This is a genomic window from Arcicella lustrica, assembly GCF_034930985.1.
Taxonomy (GTDB): domain Bacteria; phylum Bacteroidota; class Bacteroidia; order Cytophagales; family Spirosomataceae; genus Arcicella; species Arcicella lustrica.
Genome location: NZ_JAYGIM010000010.1, coordinates 117,415 through 138,152, shown reverse-complemented (window position 1 = coordinate 138,152; position 20,738 = coordinate 117,415). Strand labels below are relative to the sequence as shown.

The following is a 20,738-nucleotide window of genomic DNA, read 5'->3' as shown; positions in this document are numbered from 1 at the left end:
ACGTAAAATTAGTATTGATAAAAATGAAAAAGTGTCAGAGTACAATCTGGTAGTTACGATATCCTGCTTAAAAATAAAGAATAAATTATAGCTGGTTTCCTGAAATCAAGGCAAGGTTAGCTTGTTGTCGTATAAGATATACGTTATTGAACATGGATTCATTTTCAAAAAATTAGAATAGCTTTCTTATATAAATTCTTCAAAATAGAGATTAATTATTTTGAAGAATTTTCTATTATGGCAAGGGTAGTTATGAATCATAATCTCTTTTGGGCTCTAGAAAAAATTATGTGAACTTCTTCGATTAATTAAAAAATAAATTACTTTTGTTTTATACAACAAATCATTCTTTCAATGATATGGCATTAGATATTAGCGATGAAACCCTGTGGAAAAGTTTAAGAGAGGGCAATGAATGGGCTTTTTCAAATTTATTTGAGCGTTATTTTCGTTCAATGGTAAATTATGGGAATTCGTTAATGTCACATTCCGACAAAGTACAAGACTGTGTACAAGATGTTTTTGTAGATTTATGGTTGTATCGACACTCCCTTCAAGATAAAGTAGTGGTAAAAGCATATCTTCTATCTAGTGTACGTAAACGCATTGCTCGATTATATGAACGAGACCATATATTTCGTCAAACGACTTCAGTAGAAGGGCTTGATTTTTTAATGGATTTTTCGATTGAAGAAAAACTCATTCATGATGAAATAACAGCTTCTAAAGTAACATATCTTAATAAACTTATTAATGCTCTTCCTGCTAGGCAAAAAGAAGCACTGTATCTTCGTTATCATCAAGGACTAACGATTGAACAAATTTCAGAAACTTTTGATATTAATTATCAATCTGCTAACAATCTTGTATTCAGAGCTTTAAAGCATCTTCGAGATGCTTGGTCTGGAGATTTAACCCTTGTATTTATACTACTTTCAAGGTTTTTTTAATTTTTTTCGAAAAAAAATACAAAAAGTGAGTATCCCCAAAAAATGTTGTCCTCTCTAGTTTTGAAACCATTTCCATAGGACAATGCGAAAAACTTATCAATCTATAGATGACTTCCTAAGCGACAGCTCTTTTAAAGAGTGGGTACTTGAAGGGAAACATCATCATCAGTGGCATGAGTGGACTCTTTCTAAAGATGAATCCACCGAGCTTATGCAATCTGCTCGCTTATATTTATTGGCAATGAAGGTTGATGAACAAGAAATACAAAAAGCAGATGTTCAAGAGGCTTTAGGACATACTTGGGAGAAAATTAATGAACAAGAACGTATTAATCAAGGAAACTTTTGGTTGCGTTTATTCAAATCATCAACCTTACAAAAGGTTGCGGCTATCTTACTGGTTGGTATCTGTTTGGTTTGGGTGTATCAACAACAAATTACTCCTCAAAAATTGTTAGACTATGAACAATTAATTAGTCAACAAAACGACGGACTGATAGAACAAGCGAATAATACTGATAAACCCCAGTTGATTACACTTTCGGATGGTAGTTCGGTATTATTACAACCAAATAGTAAATTAAGTTATCCAAAACTCTTTATAGGCAATGAACGAAAAGTATATCTTTTAGGCGAAGCCTTTTTTGAAATCAGTAAAAATCCTGCAAAACCATTCTTTGTATTTGCTAACGAGTTAGTCACTAAAGTACTGGGTACAAGTTTTAGGATAAAAGCCTATAAAAACAATCCTAATGTAGAAGTGGTAGTACGAACAGGTAAAGTCAGTATCAGTTCAAATACTAGTGTACAGACATCAGATAAACCCATTGTACTTCTTCCTAACCAGTCAATTCGTTTCCAACGCAAAGAGTTGATATTCGATCAGATTATAACTATTAATAATAACAAACCAGATATTACTAATCAGGTTGAAACGATAGAACAAGTAAATTTTGAATTTGCAGATGTGGCAGTGAGCCAGATATTTACAACACTTAAACAAGCATATTTGATAGAAATAGATTACCCACAGGAAAAGTTGAAAGACTGCTATCTTACAACATCCTTGAGCGATCAACCCCTTCCTGAAAAACTTAAGATTATCTGCGAAAGTTTGGGGAATAATACCAGATATGAAATGAATGGAAACCAAATAATTATTTACTCAAATGGTTGCAACTAACTATCTAATCACAAAAACAATATGATAAAAACCAATTAAAAAAGGCGTTAAAAATGCTGCTACATTTTTAACGCCAGTGACTTCCCTTCTCTGTTCGATGTACGCTCCTCTGCTAAGGAGTGTGGGAATTATTTTGCTTATACCAACTCAATCAGTATTAAACAAAAACGAATCAAAAGTATGAAAAAAACTTTTAACTACAAGCGGTTGCTTTACCAAATCGTGAAAATGTCATTTTTACAATCTTTTATAGTACTTGTCTTTTCAAGTGTTACCATGGCGACTAACGTCAATGGTCAAGAAATGTTGGCTAAACATGTGAGTATCAACATGAAAGAAACCACTTTAGAAAAAGTATTAACAAAACTTGAGAAGTCTGCGAATGTTAAGTTTTCATTTAATTCAAGGATGATAAAACTTGATAAACAAGTAAGTATTACTGCTAATAATGAGCTACTCTCGCAAGTACTTACAAAAGTACTTAAACCCTTAAATATTACCTTTTTAGAAGTAAGTAATAGAATCATACTTCGCAATGTGGAGACTCCCAGAGCCACCAGTGAAAACATGGATGAGGCATCATTCGAAAATATAGAGGGAGTAATCGACCAAAATGTTTCTGGTACAATAAAGGATGAAAACGGGAAACCATTAGCAGGAGTAAATATCACGATAAAAGGAACTTTAAAAGGGACGAACTCTGACGAAAATGGGCAATTTAAAATAGATGTTGAAGATGAAAATACAGTTTTAGTATTTAGTTATGTAGGTTATGCCAAACAAGAAGTTCTGATAGGGAAACGAACTGTTTTTACTATTTCAATGGCGATTGACCAAAAATCTTTAGATGAAGTAGTGGTAGTAGCTTACGGAACACAAAACAAAAAAACTATTTCAGGGGCAATTTCTACTGTGAATGCTGATGAGCTTTCGCATAGTAAAACGGCAACAGCAGCTGGTGCACTTGTCGGAAAAATACCTGGTTTGAATTTCCGTCAGACTACAGGTCGACCTGGTAGTGAACCTTCTATCCAAATAAGAAATATCGGTACGCCACTAGTAATTATTGATGGTGCGGTGCGTGATATGAGTAGTTTTTCACAAATGGATTTTAATGATATAGAATCGGTTTCTGTACTGAAAGATGGTAGTGCTGCTATTTATGGGATGCAGGCAGCCAATGGAGCAATTGTAGTAACAACCAAGAAAGGTAAAAGAAACCAAAAGTTAAAAGTTGGTTTGCAGAGCTATTTTGGCGTGCAAAAAGCATCTGGGTATAATAAACCAGCTGATGCTGTTACATACCTTAGGGCAATTATTCAAGATGAAACTTTTAACGGAGTATCCGAAAATGCTCGAACTATCAAAAAGGATGAATATGAAAAATGGGTCAATAAGGTAGATGATGATCATACTTCTTTTGATTGGTATAACTATATCTGGCAAACGGCACCACAATTTTACAATAGTATAAATCTTTCTGGAGGGTCTGAAAATGTAGATTACTATGTAAGCGTTGGAAATCTACAACAACAAGGACTTTTGAGAAACTTTGTAGGCTTTTCCAGAACCAATTTTCAGTCTAATATAAATGCTAATATCTCAAAGCGATTCAAAATTGGGTTCGGTATGCAGGGTCGTTTAGAACACAATGAACAGCCAGGCCTGCCTGGTGATGACTATTCGTTTGCAGAACAAACAGCATTTCGTAACCTTCCTACAAAGAAACCATTTTACAACGGTAATGAAGATTATCCACTTATAACAACGATAGATCCTCAATACAGTTATGGATGGGTTGGATACAAAACATCTGGTAAATATCAAGCAGAGTCCAGAGTTATACTGATTAATGGATCGGCAGAACTAGAGATTGCAAAAGGGTTTAAAGCAAGAGGTCTATTTACTTATTGGTACAAAAATTATAAAACCGATTTGTTAGAGCTTTCTCCTATTCTTTATTCGTATGACAAGACAGCATCTCAATATAACGTCGCCTATTCTGGAAATGGTCGCTATGTTGAAAGGTTTATGCAAAACAATGAGGAAGTTACTACCAACTTGCAATTAGAATATAAAAATTCATTCGGTAAACATAATCTTTTTTTGTTTACTGGTATGGAAGGCAAAAGAGGGACCTATCCTAGCGTATATCTTTGGGGCTCTCCTGTAGCAAATGGGATTCAATATTTAACAAATGCAACGCCAGGTATTACTGTAACCGATAATATAAGTTATGTTCAGAAAAGGCTCGGTTTTATAGGGCGACTAAATTATGATTTTGAAGGTAAATACATTGCTGAGTTTTCTACACGATATGATGGAAGTTACTTTTATCAACCAGGTAGTCGGTTTGGTATCTTTCCTTATGGATCAGTAGCCTATCGTGTATCTCAAGAAAATTTCTGGAAAAATAATGGTTTCTTGAGTAACACTTTCAATGATGTAAAGTTGAGAGCTTCCTATGGTATAGCGGGAAAGGAACTAGGATCTGCCTTGTCTTTTATTACAGGGTATAACTATAATACAGGTAATGCAATATTAAATGGAGCCAATGTAACTACAACTACCGTATCTGGTTTGCCTACTATATATACTTGGGGGCGGGTTAAAACATTAAACCTTGCTTTAGACGTAGTATTATTAGACAACCGTTTAAAAGGTGGTTTTGATTGGTTCAGCCGTCACCAAACAGGAGAACTAGGTAGTCGTTATGATGTTCTTTTACCTAATGAAGTCGGCTTCGGTCTTCCATCTGAAAATTTAAATGGTGATTATACGAAAGGTATTGAGCTTTCTTTGGATTGGAAAGATAAGATTAAAGATATTAATTACTGGGTGGGTGGAAATTTTAGTTTTTCAAGATGGATAACTGGCGAAAGATACAAACCTCACTGGTCATCTGCTTACAATCAGTATCGTGATCTTGGTAGTACCGAAGGACGCTATAGAGATGGATCATTTCAATTAATTGCTATTGGACAGTTTAAAACTTGGGAAGAAATTGCTAAGTATCCTATCGACCAAGACCATGCAGGAAATACAACAATTAGACCTGGTGACTATATATATCAAGATACCAATGGAGATGGGTATATTACTGAGCTTGACATGAAGAATGTAACCTATAGAACCAACTCTGGAACACCATGGATAAATTTCGCTTTCAACTTTGGAGCAAATTGGAAAGGAATAGATGTGCGTGCAGATTTTGTAGGAGCTTCTGCGTACACTTATGAGCAACAAGGCTATATGCGTTATTTTGACCCTAGTGGGAACGTATCACAATACCTAGCTGATAATTCAACTTGGTACAAAGATATTTGGAATAAGAACAGTGGTTTTAACATTGGGAAATATCCACTTTTAACAAAAGGGGTAAATAACTGGATGAATACTCATTGGCCAAACAATTATTGGCAAACCAATATTACTTATGTCAAACTTCGTAACCTAGAAGTTGGCTATACCTTACCTGTTGTAGTAACTAAACAAATAGGGATATCAAATCTTAGATTTTATTTTGCTGGCTATAATATGTTCACTATTTCTAACATGCCAGCTGGGTTGGATCCTGAAATTACTTCAAGTTCTGGTAACTCTTATCCAAACCCTAAAGTGTATAATTTTGGTTTCCAAGCATCTTTCTAATGACCTTCAAAATCTCAATTAAATGAAAAATAGAATAATAACAATATTTAGCATATTAGCCTTACTTTCAACAGCTTTATGCAGTTGTGTAAAAGAACTTGATGGAGAAGTGGTTAATAATTTACCTGAAAGTGTAGTATATAATGATAAAACTTTGATTCAATCAACCCTTGCAGCCTTTTATACTTCTGTTAATTATGGACAACAGAATGGAGACTATGGATCTTACCATATACTCGACGAGGCCAATGTGCAATATGGTGCAGCCACTACCACAGATGATGAAAAACAAATACCTCGTAATTTTTATAGAGTGTACGACTATGGATTAGTAAGAAGAATTAATCAGTTTTTGAAAGGTATAAACTCTTCGACTGCGAAGTCTTTACCTTCTTTGCCAGAACCTGAACGTTTAAATATGGAGGCTCAGGCTAAATTTTTGCGTGCATGGTATTATTTTAGTATGGCTCGGTCAATTGGCGGCATGCCAATAATAGGCGATACAGTTTATACATATCAGGCAGGGGTAGATGTCACTGGGTGGAGAGTTCCTCGTTCTTCAGAAGCACAAATATACCGATATATTATTGACCAATGCGACCAAATAATACCACGGCTCACCACTTCAAAAACAACCAACTCGGCTGTAGTTAATAAATGGGCTGCATTAATGTTGAAATCCAGAGCGGCTATATATGCGGCTTCCATAGCGAAATATGGTAATCTAAAAACGCCGACTGTCCGTACAACTGGTTGGGAAGCCGGTATTCCAGCAGACAGTGCAACAGCCTTCTATACATTAGCACTGGCTACAGCACAGAAGGTAATTGCGGAAAGCCCGTATATAATACAGAAAGATGCGGCTAATCCGGGATTGGCGTTTTACAAAGCTACAAGCGTTAAGGCTGGTAATACGGAAGTTATCTGGGCATTGGATAGACTTGCTCCAAATGTGGTAACAACTTTTACTAATTATGCAATGCCTTATTCGTTGCGTGACTATACAGAAGGAAATGCGTTAGGAGCACTCCTTAACTTAGTAGAGTCTTTTGAAAACAAGGATGGAAGCAATTCAGCTATTAAAACAAATAACACAGATGGTAGCTATGTGTTTTATAATAGCGTTGAAGATCCATTTACAGCGAAAGATGCTAGGCTTTGGGGTACAGTTATTTGGCCTAACGCAACTTACCGAAATCTGGCAGTAAGTTTACAGGCTGGACAAATTAACAAAAACACCTCAGGTAATTATGTGATAAATGCTGGGGCAACAGGAAGTATGAACGCAGGAGATGTTTTGACATCTATCAATGGCCCTATTGCAAACTCTAATAACTATGTGAACAAAACTGGATTTCTGGTTCGCAAATTTCTTGATGAAACTGTTGGAGCAGGTTTAAATCCTACTTTTAGTGCAATGTGGATGCCTCGTTTCAGAATTGCTGAAGCATATCTTATAGCGGCTGAAGCGGCATTTGAATTAGGACAAACAGCTTTGGCTGTTCAATATATCAATATAGTTAGAGACAGAGGGGGTATTCAACCTTTAACTACTTCAACAATTACATTTGATAAAATTGTAAATGAATACCGTGTTGAGTTCGCATTTGAAGATCATCGTTTTTGGGATCTTAAAAGATGGAGACTAGCACATACACTTTGGAATGGTGTTCCTGGCGATGCTACGGCACAAATGTTTTCATTATTTCCATATAAGGTAGTTAGTCAAGGAGACCCTAACAATGGCAAATGGGTTTTTACAAAACAAGTATCGTATAAAAGAGCAACCACTCCTTTATATTTCCCTATCACAAATTATTATGGAACTATCGAGAGCTCTTGGATTACCAATAATCCGAGGCTTGTAATCAATCCTAATCAATAACTATTTTAATACGACAATATGAAAAAAAATATATATAGTATTTCAGCATTGATGTTAGTTGTGCTGATTTGCATTACGGCATGTAGCAAAGAAATTGATAACTGGAGCTATCCCACTTCGGTTATATCAGGTCAATTTCTTTATAAGGGGCAACCTCTGCAACTAATGGGAACTGCCTCGGATGTTACGGGTACAAATATGCTTCAACTCAATCAGGTTGGACCAGAAAAGTGGGATGTAGGATATATCAAAATGTTTGGTAGAGAAGATGGTACATACACTATAAATACATTTGATGGGGATTACTACCTAGTAATTACACCCGGTAAAGGCCCTTGGGTTACCAATAAAGATACATTACGTTTTTCATTACAAGGAACTAAAACTAATGTCAACTTTGAAGTTACACCTTACTTTTGGTTATCTAATTATGCCAATGAGGTCAGTGATTCTACTTACAAAGCAACATTTAATTTAGAAAAAAATGTTTCAACAGCTGTATTGGAAAAAGTAGTAATATATTTGGGCGTCACGTCAATTGTTGATAATACTTCCAAAGTATATGAAAAGGCATTTACTAATTTATCTGTTGGTAATAATAGTATTTTCCTTGATTTAAAAACACTATCAGCATCTCAAAAGGCTACTTTATCCAAAACAGGATTTATATATGCACGTATAGGGGTTAAGACTGTCGGAATAGCTGACCTACTTTATTCAAAGACCCTAAAGCTACAGCTTTGATAATAATGATTAATATATTAATTCTGAATAAAGAGGCTGTCCGAAAAGGTCAGTCTCTTTTGTTTATTGAATTTTATATAATTATCATTTAAGATACGGTTTACAAAAAATACAACTACTTTAACTGGATTTTCGGTTTTACCAATTTCTGCTACAATTGCTTTAGGTGGGACACAAACACTTAAAACTTTAGCTACCAATCTGAACATTACGTGGACTTCAAACAATAATGCTGTTGCGACAGTGAATAGCTAGGGTATTATTACAGCGGTTAGCATAGTACAAACATGCTCAAGCAAAACAAAAATCGAATATGGACATTGCTATTTTAAAAAGCAGTCTAAGACTGAAGATGAAATTGAAAGAGCTATAAATGCCATTGCAGTTTCTTGCATTTCAGGGTTAAGATATGGTGGGACAGATGAAAAAATATTGAAACGGCTGTATGAAATTGGCGAAGGTGTACAATGCGATTACAAACCAAATCAATAAATTTAAAAGCGGTTGCTAGAAGCTTGTTTCCTACGACCCAAAATACTTATTACCCCTTTGGTTGATAACTATGTTTTAAATCGCTATTAGGCTTAAATACCCTTAACTTTTTTGATAAACCTTAAATTCTACCGCCACCATTTACAATTATTTGCTGACCATTTACCCAAGCTCCCTCTGGACTAACAAGAAACGCTACTATACCAGCAATATCTTCTGGTTCGCCCATTCTTCCTAGGTTCATTGCTTGCCCAATCCTTTCCAATTCTTCTTTTGAAACCTCTTTTTCCATTAAAGGAGTCTTTGTTGGGCCAGGGAAAACACTATTCACTGAAATTTGACGATGACCAAGTTCTTGTGACAATATTTCAGTAATTACTTTGCCAGCGGCTTTACTAGGAGCATAAATACCAAGACCCGCTGCTGGATAAAGTGAGCTTGTGGAAGAAATCTGAATAATTCGTCCACCATTCCTAACGTGTTTAGCCGCCTGTTGCAACACAAAGTAGGTCCCTTTATAATTTACCGCATTGATACGGTCGAAGTCAGCTTCGGTAACATCAGCAATAGGAATACCCATAACCGCAATACCAGCATTGGCTACAACAATATCAATACCGCCAAATGCTGTAACGACATCATTATAAAGCTTAATGATTTCGGCTACTGAACTAACATCTGCTTGAAATCTTATTGCTGTTCCGCCTGCTTCTTTGATTTTATCCACTACTTCATCGGCTTGTTTGGGGTTCCCCATGAAATTAACGGCTACTGCAATGCCGTCTTGTGCTAAACGGATGGCAATAGCACGACCGATGCCTGTTGCTGCTCCTGTTACTAGTGCTACTCTTTTTCTTGAGGCTGTCATAATTAACTAAACGTTGTGAGATTATTTGTTGTTTATTTAATTTTCCCATATTTTCCAGCATAAAAATCCCGATAGGCATCTGCTATTTCGCCTTGGGTGTTCATCACAAAAGGACCTTCGGCTACTACAGGCTCCGTATATTCTTCCCCACCAAAAAGTAATATATCAATGGCTACATCAGATGTGTTTTTTAGCTCAATTTCACCTGCTTCTCTATCAAATTCTACAAATTCTCCTTTTTGAAATTCTGTATCGTTTAATACTGCGTTTTGCGTGGGTAAAAAAGCAGCAACTTCAATTTTATCTTCCATTTTCAATGAAAATTGTTTCCCAGCCTCCAGATGAATATGATATAAAAACTGCTCTGAATAAGTTGGAATGATAGAGCTTAATCCTTGATAATTTCCTACGATTACTTTTATCCATCCATCTTCATTAGACAATACTTTTTCAGGTACTTCATTAGCTTGAATCGCTATGTGAGCAGGTTTCTCAGCTTTGTTTTTAGCAGGTAGATTAATCCAAAACTGAAAGCCTTGAATATATTTACTGTCCGTTTGGCTATCATAATTAAAATTTTCATCATGGATTATTCCATTGCCTGCTTTCATCCATTGTGCCCCACCAGAGTGTATTTCGCCAGTATTTCCTGCACTGTCAAAATGTTCCACTTCTCCTTGAAGAATGTAAGTCAATGTAGAAATACCCCGATGCGGATGCGCCCCCATGCCATTTTTAGTGATGGTTTCTTTAATGGCAGGCGCTACATAATCGAGAAATACAAAAGGCCCAACTTTGTCGGCATAGCGATTGGGCAACATTCTACTGATACTTAAAGGACCTAAATCAGCACTACTTCCCTTTGTTGAAAAACTTGTTTTCTTTTTCATATTTATATGTTTTGATAATGTAAAATTGCACCAGAATGAAGCTATAGAACGATGAGATATGATATAAAAAAGCGTTGACATTTATCAACGCTTTTTTGAAATTTGATTGAAAACGATACCGTTTCAACTTTGTATTGCTATTATTCCGCAAAGCTTCCACCGCTCATTGCTTTTATAAAAGCTTGCGGATTCCAGTATTCACGGTAGTTTACGATAAGTCCATCACGGAAGGTTACAAAAGTGGCGTAGCTCATTTCGTAAGGATTTCCATTGCTAATTACTACACCAGAAGCACTCCATTCTGCAATGGCAACGTTAGCATCATCAGTAGCATAGATTTTTAAGGTAGGAATAGATTTTACATCTATAAAACTTGGGTAGTTGCGTAAGTATTCATAAAGTGCTTCACGACCTTCAAACCTTGCAGGTGTACCTTCTGGGGCAAAAGGAAATTCTGCTACTACATCCTCAGCACAAAGCTCTGACCAACCTTTCATATCCTTGGCAAGAAATGTATCTAAACTATTACGAAGTAATTGAGTTGCAGCTGTGTTTGTTGTATTGTCCATTTTATTAAATTTTAATGTTTTTCTTTATTGATTTAACGATACAAAATTGCATCAAGAACAACTCCTCAAACGATGAGATATGATAAAAAAAACCGTTGACAAATGTCAACGGTTCTATAAAATCAAGATTTAAAAGTTAAGGCTACTTCATCGCTTGTTTTCTGATTCTGCTTAATGTTTCTTTGGTAATACCCAGAAAAGAAGCAATGATGTGTTGCGGAAATCGTTGAATAAACTGGGGGTGATTCTCTGCAAATTCTTCATAGCGTTTTTCGGCCGTGTTACTGATGGTAGAGCTTAATCTTCGTTGGTTAGCTATCGCATTCCTTTCGTCCATTAGTCGTATCATTTTTACCAATGCAGGTATTTTTTCCATCAAATCCATCATTTCAGCTCTTGTAATAATAAGCATTTCGGTATCTTCCCAAGCATCAATATTATATTTGGATGGCGTAAGCATAATAGAGCTTTCACGGTCGCCTGCCCAATAGTTTTCAATGTATAAATGAACGATATGCTCTACGCCTTTGTCGTCAACACTATACTGTCGCATAGCTCCTTTTACAATAAATCCAACATGCTTACAAACATCACCTTCTTGCAAAAAATATTGTTTTTTTCTGAGTTTTTTGGGTTGAAAAGTAGCTTCAATTAAGGCTTCCTCTTCGCTTGTAAGGGGTAAATTACTATATTGATTGATGTATGTCAAAAGGTTTTTGTGCATTGATTTTGATGATTAAATAAAGCAGATACAAAGGTATAAAGAATGTTTCGTAATGTTAGTTCACTTGATTGTCCACCATTTTCTATCTACATGCAATTCAACGCTGGTATTTCTCCGTTTTTCTATTTTCAAAGGTGATCAACAATTATTTCGGCTCTGAACTTCGCTTAAAAAATATAGTATCTTTACAGAAGTTAAAACCATCATTGGTGAATTAATACAACCTACAACATGAAAACCCTTCTCAAACAAAATATATCCAAACATATCTCTCTTTCAGAGAATGAAATAGAAGAGTTCTGTAATTTATTTCAACTCAAAAGTATTAAGAAAAAGAGTTTTTTATTGAGAAAAGACGAAGTCTGCAAGTTTGAAGGTTTCGTTGTCAAAGGGCTATTTCGGGTGTATCATATTGACCAAGACGGTGTTGAACAAATACTCTATTTTGCCTTTGAAAATTGGTGGATTACCGACATTGATAGTTTTACGAATGATAAACCTTCGCAACTTTTTATAGAAGCCATCGAAGATAGTGAGGTACTGCTAATATCAAAAAAGGATAAAGAATTTGCCTATATGAATTTGCCAAAAATAGAAAAACTATTTAGGGTAATGACTCAAAAAACACATGTTGCTCTTCAAAGAAGGATGATAGATAATCTAAGCAAAACTGCTGAAATACGTTATCTGGAATTTTCTGAAAAATACCCACAACTTATCCAACGCCTTTCAAACCTACAAATTGCTGCCTATTTGGGCATTACCAATGTTTTTTTGAGCAATATTCGAAAGAAGATTTCTTTGAAAAAATAGCCCCTCTCCTACTTTTATTAAACTACTTTAAAGTTTTTGTGCCTTACTTGAGACCATCTTTGCATCACTAGTTTAAAACAAAAGCAAAGATGAAAAACCTTATTTCAACAATATTATTAACAATCTTAATTTTATTCAAAATGGACGCTCAAGCACAAAGTTTCAAAACGATTGAAACAAGTAATTTAAAAATTGAAGTATATAATGCTTCTGAAAACAGTTTTGGAGTAGCATCAGTAATTGTATCAGGAAAAACCGATGCAGTATTAATTGATGCTCAATTTACTTTAGCAGATGCTGAAAAAGTAGCACAGGAAATCAAAAATTCAGGTAAAAAACTGACGACTATTTATGTTTCTCACACAGACCCAGATTTTTACTTTGGCTTAGAAGTATTCAAAAAGTATTTTCCTGAAGTTACTGCTTATGCTTCGCCAGCAACGGTTGAATCTATCAAGGCTACAGCACAGAAAAAATTAGACATTTGGGGAGGAAGATTAGGTAAAGCCATCACCTCAAATGTTGTTTTACCACAAGTTTTAAAAGGAAACAGCATTGAATTGGAAGGTCATCAATTAGAAATTGTAGGTTTAGAAGAATTTCCTTCAAAAACCTTTGTTTGGATTCCTTCAATTAAAGCAGTAATTGGCGGTATCAATGTTTTTGGAACGACTTTTAATCTTTGGATGGCGGATGCACAAACAACAGAAACACGTAAAAACTGGATAAGTGTTTTAGATAAAATTGAAGCATTACATCCAACAATTGTGATTCCAGCACACGCAAATTCAAATTCTCCATTCGATATTTCAGCAGTAAAACACACAAAAAGTTATATCCAATTTTATGAAGAGGCTTTGAAAACCAATAAAACTTCAGAAGATTTAATTAAAGCCATCAAAGCAAAATATCCAACACTTACTTTTGAGACTGCTTTGCAAATTGGTGCAAAAGTGAACACAGGCGAAATGAAATGGTAAAATCAATCATCTTCAACTTGGCAATGTTCTTTACATTGTCAGGTTGTTCTTCTAACAAAAAAGCAATGACAAATCTCGAAATTATAAAAAGTACTTACGAGGGTAAAACGTCGGAAGAAAACGGTAAAAATTTAGCTAAATATGTAGCTGAAGATATTACTTGGACAGAAGCTAAAGGCTTCCCCTATGCTGGTACTTATGTTGGATTAGAAAATGTTACCCAAAATGTTTTTAGTAGATTAGGAAGCGAATGGATAGATTATAAATTTACTCCTGAAGACTATGTTGCCAGCGACGATAAAGTAGTAGCTTACGGCACATATAAAGGAATATACAAACGTACAAGCAAACCTTTTGAAGCCAGAGTAGCCCATATTTGGAAGCTGAAAGATGGAAAAATCATCAACTTTGAACAGTTTGTAGATAGTCTGCCTGTCAATAATGCAATGAAATAGAGGCATTAACTGTAAGTCTTATTCAGGATTCTATGGGATTATTTTGGGCGTAGCACCCTTCGCCCGTACAATGAAAATACCTACAAACTTTTAAGATACTCATTGGCATGATGATGTATTGCTTGCTTTTTACTTTCGTCCCATTTATCAAAGGTTTTTACTAGCATACTAAGTCTAGGATTTTTTAGAAAAAAAGCTCTTTGTTTGTCTAAAAAACGCCAAAATAATGCGTCCCAAGTATCCTGCCAGTCGCCTTTAGGATAGTCGCTCATCTTTATAAGATAATTACTTGCACTTATATATGGTTTGGTTGACATCATCCCACCATCAGCAAACTGGCTCATTCCATATACATTGGGAACCATCACCCAGTCGTAGGCATCTATAAAAAGCTCCATAAACCAACGATAAACTTCGTCAGGATCAAATTCACACAATAGCATAAAGTTGCCAAGGACCATCAGTCGCTCAATATGATGGCAGTAGCCTGTTTTCAAAACCTTTTTGATGGTTTCATCTATTGGAAATATACCAGTTGTTCCATCATAAAAACTCTTTGGAATCTTTTTAGTAAAACCCCAATAATTCTTTGTTCGCTCCTCTCTACCTTTTGATATGTATACACCTCTGATAAATTCTCTCCAACCGATGATTTGCCTAATAAAACCCTCTAAGGAATTAATCGCTACGTCATTGGCAAGACTATAGCTCAATGTATGTCTTAAAATTTGTGTAGGGCTAAGCATTCCAATATTCAGCATTGGCGTAAGCAAACTATGATTTAGCAATATTTCTGTGTGAACTATTGCATCTTCATAATCTCCAAATTCTGCCATACGATTTTCAAGAAATTGGTCTAACCATTGTTCACTTGCTGCAAATCCAATTGGATAGTTCAAAGTATCTGTAAAACTGCCAATATTGTTGGAGAAATATTGATTGGTATATTCTCTAGCTCCTTTGGTGTAGTCATCTACTTTAGGGTATTCGCACTTTACAATAGATTTTCCTTTTGGATATTTTTTTCGATTATCTACATCAAAAGTCCACTGACCGCCCATCGGTTCACCTGATTCTTCCAATAAGATTTTTCTATTGATTCTTTCTTGTTTATAAAACTCTGTTTGAAAAAATTTCTTTTTTGAAGGTTTGAAAAAATGCTCCAGTTCTTTTGTGGTATTCAAAAACATGGGCGATTCCAATACTTTAATTTTTATATTTAATTTATGGCAACTTGCCTTTATTCTTCTAAGTAGCCAGTCATCAACGGGGTCAATGAGGACGATAGTCTCTACTCCTAAACTATGTAAGTGAGGAATCAATTTTCTTATATCTGATTCTTTTTCAATTGCTTGAACATAGTTTACCGAAAAGTTTTTTTCAAGTAGGAAATTTTCATAATACTTCATGGTAGCCCTGTGGAAAGCTATTTTTTGTTTATGGAAATTATATTGTCTAAAAAACAAAAACTCTTCAACCAGATAAATAGGACCATCAATAGCAAATAATGGACTAAATTGCAATAGTTGATGTGGGAAAATGAGTTTAATTGTTCGCATGCTCTATATTTTTATTCCTTCTACATTTTTCACTGCAATACTTAACCTCAGCCCAATGTTTTTCCCATTTTTTTCGCCAAGTGAATGGCAGTTTACAAACAGGACAAATTTTTTGTGGAAGTTCGCTTTTTTTCATGTATTTGGCTTTGACTCCTAAATACAACATACTTTCAATAGAATTGTTTTTGGGTGGTTATGTATTGTCTTCTACTTATTGAAGATGCGACTCTTTAGGTACGAAGACCTTTGTTCAATAAATTGATGGAAAATTTTGAAGGAAAATGTACTTCTTCTAAATGGGCAAAAATAGCAAAATGTTGAATTATTGAAATGAGTAAACAGACTTTTAGCACATAACATGCACATGGCTTTTATTAATTTTCAGACATAGTAACTGAAAATTTTTGGATAAGAGACAATTGATTGTCACGACTGTCTCTATATTCTTTTTAGTCCAATCAAGCATTCGTTTAAACCATTTGAGTGTCGCTCACAGTAGTCGAAAAATAAACCAAAGGAGAATAGGAAAATGGAGGAAAAGGTTTTTATGATTATGAGTAAATTTGATTGAAATTTACAGCCGTATTCCAAAAACAAGACTATGAAAAAAATCCTCTTATTACTCTTTTTGAGCTTTCCAATGTTTGTAAAAGCTCAAAAATCAATTGTAACAACAACTAATGGTAAAGTCCAAGGCTTGAACAATTCAGACAATACTGTTCGTATTTTTAAAGGTATTCCTTTTGCTGCTCCACCAGTGGGCGATTTGCGTTGGAAAGCTCCACAAGCAGTACAAAACTGGAAAGGTATCAAAGAGTGTACAAACTTTTCGGCAAGTCCTATGCAAAATAAACCTCAGCCGTTCTATTGTTGGACTGAAGAGTTTATTGCTCAACCAGAGCCCCTCAACGAAGATTGTCTGTACCTCAATGTTTGGACAACAGCAAAATCAAAATCCGAAAAACATCCTGTATTAGTGTGGATTTATGGCGGTGGTTTGAATAGTGGTTCTACAAATTGTGCCATTTACGATGGTGAAGAAATGGCAAAAAAAGGAGTAGTTTTCGTGAGCATCAATTACCGTGTTGGCATTTTTGGTTTTATGGCTCATCCTGAATTAACGAAAGAATCAGGTTATCAGGCTTCCGGAAATTATGGCTTTTTAGACCAAATTGCGGCTTTGAAATGGGTACAAAAAAATATCGCTGCCTTTGGTGGAGATCCAAGCAATGTCACGATTGCTGGACAATCAGCTGGAGCTTTTAGTGTAACGGCTTTGATAGCTTCACCTTTGGCAAAAGGCTTATTTCACAAAGCTATTCCACAAAGTGGTGGTTTGTTATCGAATATGCTTAGCCAGAATTTAGAAAAAGCAGAGTCGCAAGGTCTTGCTTTTATGAAGAAAGCGAATACTAATTCTATTGCTGAACTGAGAAAAAAATCAGCTCAAGAATTACAAATATTGAGCAATAACCAAGAAGTTGGCAGATTTGGCACAACGATGGACGGCTATGTTTTACCTTTGAATTTATTTGAACATTTTCAAAAAGGCTTGCATAACCAAACCCCGATTTTAACAGGTTGGGTAACAGGCGATGGAAGTTTTTTGGGAGATACCAAAATGACTGTTGAAGACTACAAAAAAGAAGCTCAAACAAAATACGGCGATAGAGCTGATAGCTATTTAAGTATTTTCCCTGCCACAACAACTGATGAAGTAAAAGTTGCCAAACAAAAATTAACTTTATTAGGTTTTGCCGGTTTGCCTTCACACCTGTTAGCAAGTTTTAATAGCAAAGCAAGTTATGTTTATCAATTCGGACACGTGCCACCAGATAAGCCCAATTTCCAAAATTATGGTGCTTTTCATACTTCCGAAGTACCTTATGTACTTCATACTTTGCATACTTGGAATCGTCCGTGGCAAGCATTAGACAAAGAAATAGAAAATACATTTTCATCGTACTGGGTCAATTTTGCCAAAACAGGAAACCCGAATGGGCAAAACTTACCGCTATGGAAAAGTTATGACAAACAAAAAGGAGAAATTCTGGTAGTGGATGATAAAATAGAATCTAAAACAGGTTTTTTGAAAAAAGAATTTGATTTTTTAGAAGTGAAATAGTTTATCCATAATGGTTTTTTACAAAAGAGCACTCAAACAGAGCATCCATCGTTAAACGATTTTGGATGCTCGAACTTGAGTACTGGTTTTACATCACCTTAAAGTCCTTCATAAATATACATATTCAAATCATGAACACTCTTGTTATTCCCCTTCACTTTTTATAGAACAAAGTTTGAGCAAATGATAGACATTAAACTGTATCTACTTATATATCCATGTACTCTACCCTCAAAATAAAATAGATAAGAATTAAAATAAGCCTTTGTGAATGGAATTCAGTATTGAATAAATATATTTGTTTCTTAAAATTATTCAATCCTGTAAATAAAATGAACAGAAGAGAGGTCATTAAAAATGTAGCTTTGATATTGGGTGGGACATTTTCTGCTCCAACACTCATGGCGATGAATCATTGGGAGCAAGGAATAAAAGCCAATACCAGTATTGCTGCTTTCAGTCTAACAGAAACACAGCGAAAGATTGTTGCTGAAATTGCAGAATTGATTATCCCACAAACCGATACTCCTGGCGAAGCGTCGCCCGGAGCTAAAGATGTGGGCGTTCCTGCTTTTATCGAAATGATGCTCAAAGATTGCTACGCACAAGCCGAACATTTGAGTTTTGTAGAAGGTTTGACTTCGATAGAACAAGCCAAATTCTTGGATATGAATCAGAGCGAACGCCATGGAGTGCTTAAATATTTGGAACAAGAAACCAAAGCAGAAATGAAAGCTCGCCAAATGAAACAAACCAAAATGGGCGATAACGATGACCATGAGGACATCAAAAAAGCACCTAAAGGACTACCTTTCTGGCGGTTGATTAAAGAATTAACGCTCTTGGGCTATTTCACTTCCGAAGCGGGTATCAAAGCTTCTTTTGAGTACGTACAGATTCCGGGAAAGGTTGAAAATATCAAATTGAAGCCTAACCAAAAATCGTATGCTTATTGATTTACAATGTGATTTAGGAATTTCAATAAAAGATTTATGATTGAAATTTTGAAATCAAGCATGAATCACTCAATTTTTAAAACCTTTCAAACATGAATTTGAATTTAAAAGCCAATAAAAATAATACTTTTGATGCGATAGTCGTGGGTTCGGGAATGACGGGTGGTTTCGCCGCAAAAGAACTGACAGAAAAAGGACTAAATGTGTTGATGATAGAACGTGGTCGTGAAATCAAGCATCCGCAAGATTATGACACCGCCATGAAAGAACCTTGGGATTTTGAACATCGTGGAAAAGTAACGGCACATTCAGCAGAAGAACTTTGGGCTAATAAGCGTTTCGGGAATTTAGCTAACGAAGAAACTGGCGGACACTTTACCAATGATAAAAACAATCCGTATATAGAGAAACGTCCATTCGACTGGATACGTGCCTACCATACTGGTGGAAAATCGATGCACTGGGGACGACAATCTTACCGATTTAATAGACAAGATTTTGAAGCCAATGCCAAAGAAGGTGTAGGCATAGATTGGCCCATTCGATATGAAGATTTAGAGCCGTGGTACACTCATGTAGAAAAATTTGTAGGCGTTAGCGGTCAAAAAGAAGGCTTAGATGTTTTACCAGATGGACATTTCTTGCCTGCTATGCCATTGTTTGCTCCTGAACTTCATTTCAAAAAAATGATGCTCGACAAATTCAACCGTCCTGTTACGGTTGGGCGTGTTGCAAATCTTTCTCAGCCACAAGAAATACATACTAAATTGGGCAGAGCTTCGTGTCAGTACCGCAATAAATGTGCTCGTGGCTGTCCGTATGGTGCGTATTACAGTTCTTTATCAGGGGCAATTCCCGCAGCAATCTTGACCAAACGATTGAGTATTTTGCATGATAGCATCGTTTCGGAAATTATTTATGACGAACAAAAACAAAGAGCCACAGGCGTGCGTGTAATTAACCAAAACACCATGCAAGTAGAAGAGTATTTTGCAAAAATTATCTTCTTGAATGCAGGTTCAATGAATACAGCGGCTTTATTGCTCAATTCTAAATCAAGCCGTTTTACGAATGGCTTAGGAAACGATAGCGACCAAGTAGGCAGAAATATTATGGACCATCACTTGGGCGTTGGTGCAACGGCAACTGTTGAAGGTTTTCTGGATGATTATGTTTACGGACAACGCCCTAATGCCCTATACATTCCACGTTTCCGAAATTGGGGAAATGATAAACAATCTTATCTCAGAGGCTTTGGTTATCAGGGCGGAGCAAGTCGTGAGGGCTGGAACAGAGGCCTAAATACTGATGGCTTTGGAGCAGATTTCAAAAAAGATTTAACCAAACCGGGGCAGTGGTCTATCGGTTTTGGTGGTTTTGGCGAAGTATTACCGAATCCAGAAAATCGTATGTACCTCGACGCTACTCGTAAAGATAAATGGGGCGTACCAATGATTGTTTTTGATGCAGCTTTCGGCGAAAACGAAATCATGATGCGAAAAGATATTATGAATTCGGCAATGGAAATGATGGATGCTGCTGGCTTCAAGAATATTACTGGCTACAACCGCCCAGAAGTACATTTAGGTTTGGGTATTCACGAAATGGGAACTGCTCGTATGGGTCGTGACCCAAAAACGTCTGTTTTGAATGCTTTCAACCAAGTACATTCGGTAAAAAATGTTTTTGTGACTGATGGTGCAGCGATGACTTCGTCTTCTTGTGTGAATCCTTCTATTACTTACATGGCTTTAACTGCTCGTGCAGCAGATTATGCCGTGAAAGCCCTGAAGAAAAGAGAACTTTGATGAAATTAGGGATAATGAAATTAAAGCTAGCGTTTTAATAGCTATCCTTTGAAAATTGTTTTTGATATTCATTTTAATAAAATCCA

The 20,738-nt window shown here is 35.7% G+C and carries 17 protein-coding genes; 11 read left to right on the top strand and 6 right to left on the bottom strand.

What is annotated here, in order from left to right:
• Positions 1-359 precede the first annotated feature (359 nt).
• The 5 genes from VB798_RS14055 to VB798_RS14035 all read left to right on the top strand — a co-directional run bounded on the left by VB798_RS14055 (position 360) and on the right by VB798_RS14035 (position 8,413).
• Entirely contained in the window at positions 360-950 is a 591-nt protein-coding gene (locus tag VB798_RS14055) for an RNA polymerase sigma factor (protein ID WP_323259352.1), read from the top strand.
• Positions 951-1,032: 82 nt separating this feature from the next.
• Positions 1,033-2,133, top strand: a complete 1,101-nt coding sequence (locus VB798_RS14050) for a FecR family protein (RefSeq protein WP_323259350.1) — start codon at positions 1,033-1,035, stop codon at positions 2,131-2,133.
• Positions 2,134-2,313: 180 nt separating this feature from the next.
• Positions 2,314-5,784, top strand: coding sequence for a SusC/RagA family TonB-linked outer membrane protein (locus VB798_RS14045; RefSeq protein ID WP_323259348.1), 3,471 nt, complete (start codon positions 2,314-2,316; stop codon positions 5,782-5,784).
• A 22-nt stretch (positions 5,785-5,806) separates the two neighbouring features.
• Positions 5,807-7,669, top strand: a complete 1,863-nt coding sequence (locus VB798_RS14040; RefSeq protein ID WP_323259346.1) for a RagB/SusD family nutrient uptake outer membrane protein — start codon at positions 5,807-5,809, stop codon at positions 7,667-7,669.
• 18 nt (positions 7,670-7,687) lie between these two features.
• A complete protein-coding gene (locus tag VB798_RS14035; RefSeq protein WP_323259344.1) occupies positions 7,688-8,413 on the top strand; it encodes a DUF3823 domain-containing protein in 726 nt (241 codons plus the stop codon).
• Between the two features lie 613 nt (positions 8,414-9,026).
• On the opposite strand, the gene VB798_RS14030 is transcribed toward VB798_RS14035, so the two are convergent.
• The 4 genes from VB798_RS14030 to VB798_RS14015 form a co-directional block, all read right to left on the bottom strand.
• Positions 9,027-9,773, bottom strand: coding sequence for an SDR family oxidoreductase (locus tag VB798_RS14030; RefSeq protein ID WP_323259342.1), 747 nt, complete (start codon positions 9,771-9,773; stop codon positions 9,027-9,029).
• A 32-nt stretch (positions 9,774-9,805) separates the two neighbouring features.
• Positions 9,806-10,663: a pirin family protein gene (locus VB798_RS14025; protein WP_323259340.1), complete on the bottom strand. Its 858-nt coding sequence runs from the start codon at positions 10,661-10,663 to the stop codon at positions 9,806-9,808.
• Positions 10,664-10,803: 140 nt separating this feature from the next.
• Complete coding sequence (locus tag VB798_RS14020; RefSeq protein WP_323259338.1) at positions 10,804-11,232, bottom strand: nuclear transport factor 2 family protein; 429 nt, start codon at positions 11,230-11,232, stop codon at positions 10,804-10,806.
• Between the two features lie 142 nt (positions 11,233-11,374).
• Positions 11,375-11,956 carry a Crp/Fnr family transcriptional regulator gene (locus VB798_RS14015; protein WP_323259336.1) on the bottom strand — a complete coding sequence of 194 codons (582 nt, stop codon included), beginning with the start codon at positions 11,954-11,956 and terminating at the stop codon, positions 11,375-11,377.
• A 231-nt stretch (positions 11,957-12,187) separates the two neighbouring features.
• On the opposite strand from VB798_RS14015, the gene VB798_RS14010 reads away from it, so the two are divergent.
• The 3 genes from VB798_RS14010 (at position 12,188) to VB798_RS14000 (ending at position 14,204) form a co-directional block, all read left to right on the top strand.
• The gene (locus VB798_RS14010; RefSeq protein ID WP_323259334.1) at positions 12,188-12,769 is read left to right on the top strand and encodes a Crp/Fnr family transcriptional regulator; all 582 of its coding nucleotides are present in this window, start codon (positions 12,188-12,190) and stop codon (positions 12,767-12,769) included.
• 89 nt (positions 12,770-12,858) lie between these two features.
• A complete protein-coding gene (locus VB798_RS14005; RefSeq protein WP_323259332.1) occupies positions 12,859-13,749 on the top strand; it encodes an MBL fold metallo-hydrolase in 891 nt (296 codons plus the stop codon).
• Positions 13,750-13,814: 65 nt separating this feature from the next.
• Positions 13,815-14,204 (top strand): nuclear transport factor 2 family protein, encoded by a 390-nt coding sequence (locus VB798_RS14000; RefSeq protein ID WP_323259330.1) that lies wholly within the window; start codon positions 13,815-13,817, stop codon positions 14,202-14,204.
• Positions 14,205-14,284: 80 nt separating this feature from the next.
• Here the strand turns inward: VB798_RS14000 and VB798_RS13995 are convergent, their stop codons facing one another.
• Positions 14,285-15,763 (bottom strand): cryptochrome/photolyase family protein, encoded by a 1,479-nt coding sequence (locus VB798_RS13995; protein WP_323259328.1) that lies wholly within the window; start codon positions 15,761-15,763, stop codon positions 14,285-14,287.
• Positions 15,750-15,899 (bottom strand): DUF2256 domain-containing protein, encoded by a 150-nt coding sequence (locus VB798_RS13990; protein WP_323259326.1) that lies wholly within the window; start codon positions 15,897-15,899, stop codon positions 15,750-15,752. Before VB798_RS13990 ends, VB798_RS13995 begins: the two co-directional genes overlap by 14 nt.
• Before the next feature lie 465 nt (positions 15,900-16,364).
• Between VB798_RS13990 and VB798_RS13985 the strand changes: the two genes are divergently transcribed.
• The 3 genes from VB798_RS13985 (at position 16,365) to VB798_RS13975 (ending at position 20,652) form a co-directional block, all read left to right on the top strand.
• Positions 16,365-17,888, top strand: a complete 1,524-nt coding sequence (locus VB798_RS13985; RefSeq protein ID WP_323259324.1) for a carboxylesterase/lipase family protein — start codon at positions 16,365-16,367, stop codon at positions 17,886-17,888.
• Between the two features lie 332 nt (positions 17,889-18,220).
• A complete protein-coding gene (locus tag VB798_RS13980) occupies positions 18,221-18,844 on the top strand; it encodes a gluconate 2-dehydrogenase subunit 3 family protein (RefSeq protein WP_323259322.1) in 624 nt (207 codons plus the stop codon).
• A 92-nt stretch (positions 18,845-18,936) separates the two neighbouring features.
• Positions 18,937-20,652 carry a GMC family oxidoreductase gene (locus tag VB798_RS13975; RefSeq protein ID WP_323259320.1) on the top strand — a complete coding sequence of 572 codons (1,716 nt, stop codon included), beginning with the start codon at positions 18,937-18,939 and terminating at the stop codon, positions 20,650-20,652.
• Positions 20,653-20,738: the final 86 nt, after the last annotated feature.

Bases quoted from the DNA above. Each gene is read 5' to 3' on its own strand.
- VB798_RS14040 (WP_323259346.1), top strand. From the start codon at position 5,807: ATGAAAAATAGAATAATAACAATATTTAGCATATTAGCCTTACTTTCA.
- VB798_RS14030 (WP_323259342.1), bottom strand. From the start codon at position 9,773: ATGACAGCCTCAAGAAAAAGAGTAGCACTAGTAACAGGAGCAGCAACA.
- VB798_RS13995 (WP_323259328.1), bottom strand. From the start codon at position 15,763: ATGCGAACAATTAAACTCATTTTCCCACATCAACTATTGCAATTTAGT.
- VB798_RS13980 (WP_323259322.1), top strand. From the start codon at position 18,221: ATGAACAGAAGAGAGGTCATTAAAAATGTAGCTTTGATATTGGGTGGG.
- VB798_RS14015 (WP_323259336.1), bottom strand. From the start codon at position 11,956: ATGCACAAAAACCTTTTGACATACATCAATCAATATAGTAATTTACCC.
- VB798_RS14020 (WP_323259338.1), bottom strand. From the start codon at position 11,232: ATGGACAATACAACAAACACAGCTGCAACTCAATTACTTCGTAATAGT.
- VB798_RS14055 (WP_323259352.1), top strand. From the start codon at position 360: ATGGCATTAGATATTAGCGATGAAACCCTGTGGAAAAGTTTAAGAGAG.
- VB798_RS14045 (WP_323259348.1), top strand. From the start codon at position 2,314: ATGAAAAAAACTTTTAACTACAAGCGGTTGCTTTACCAAATCGTGAAA.
- VB798_RS14025 (WP_323259340.1), bottom strand. From the start codon at position 10,663: ATGAAAAAGAAAACAAGTTTTTCAACAAAGGGAAGTAGTGCTGATTTA.
- VB798_RS14050 (WP_323259350.1), top strand. From the start codon at position 1,033: ATGCGAAAAACTTATCAATCTATAGATGACTTCCTAAGCGACAGCTCT.
- VB798_RS14005 (WP_323259332.1), top strand. From the start codon at position 12,859: ATGAAAAACCTTATTTCAACAATATTATTAACAATCTTAATTTTATTC.
- VB798_RS14010 (WP_323259334.1), top strand. From the start codon at position 12,188: ATGAAAACCCTTCTCAAACAAAATATATCCAAACATATCTCTCTTTCA.
- VB798_RS13985 (WP_323259324.1), top strand. From the start codon at position 16,365: ATGAAAAAAATCCTCTTATTACTCTTTTTGAGCTTTCCAATGTTTGTA.
- VB798_RS13975 (WP_323259320.1), top strand. From the start codon at position 18,937: ATGAATTTGAATTTAAAAGCCAATAAAAATAATACTTTTGATGCGATA.
- VB798_RS14000 (WP_323259330.1), top strand. From the start codon at position 13,815: ATGACAAATCTCGAAATTATAAAAAGTACTTACGAGGGTAAAACGTCG.
- VB798_RS14035 (WP_323259344.1), top strand. From the start codon at position 7,688: ATGAAAAAAAATATATATAGTATTTCAGCATTGATGTTAGTTGTGCTG.
- VB798_RS13990 (WP_323259326.1), bottom strand. From the start codon at position 15,899: ATGAAAAAAAGCGAACTTCCACAAAAAATTTGTCCTGTTTGTAAACTG.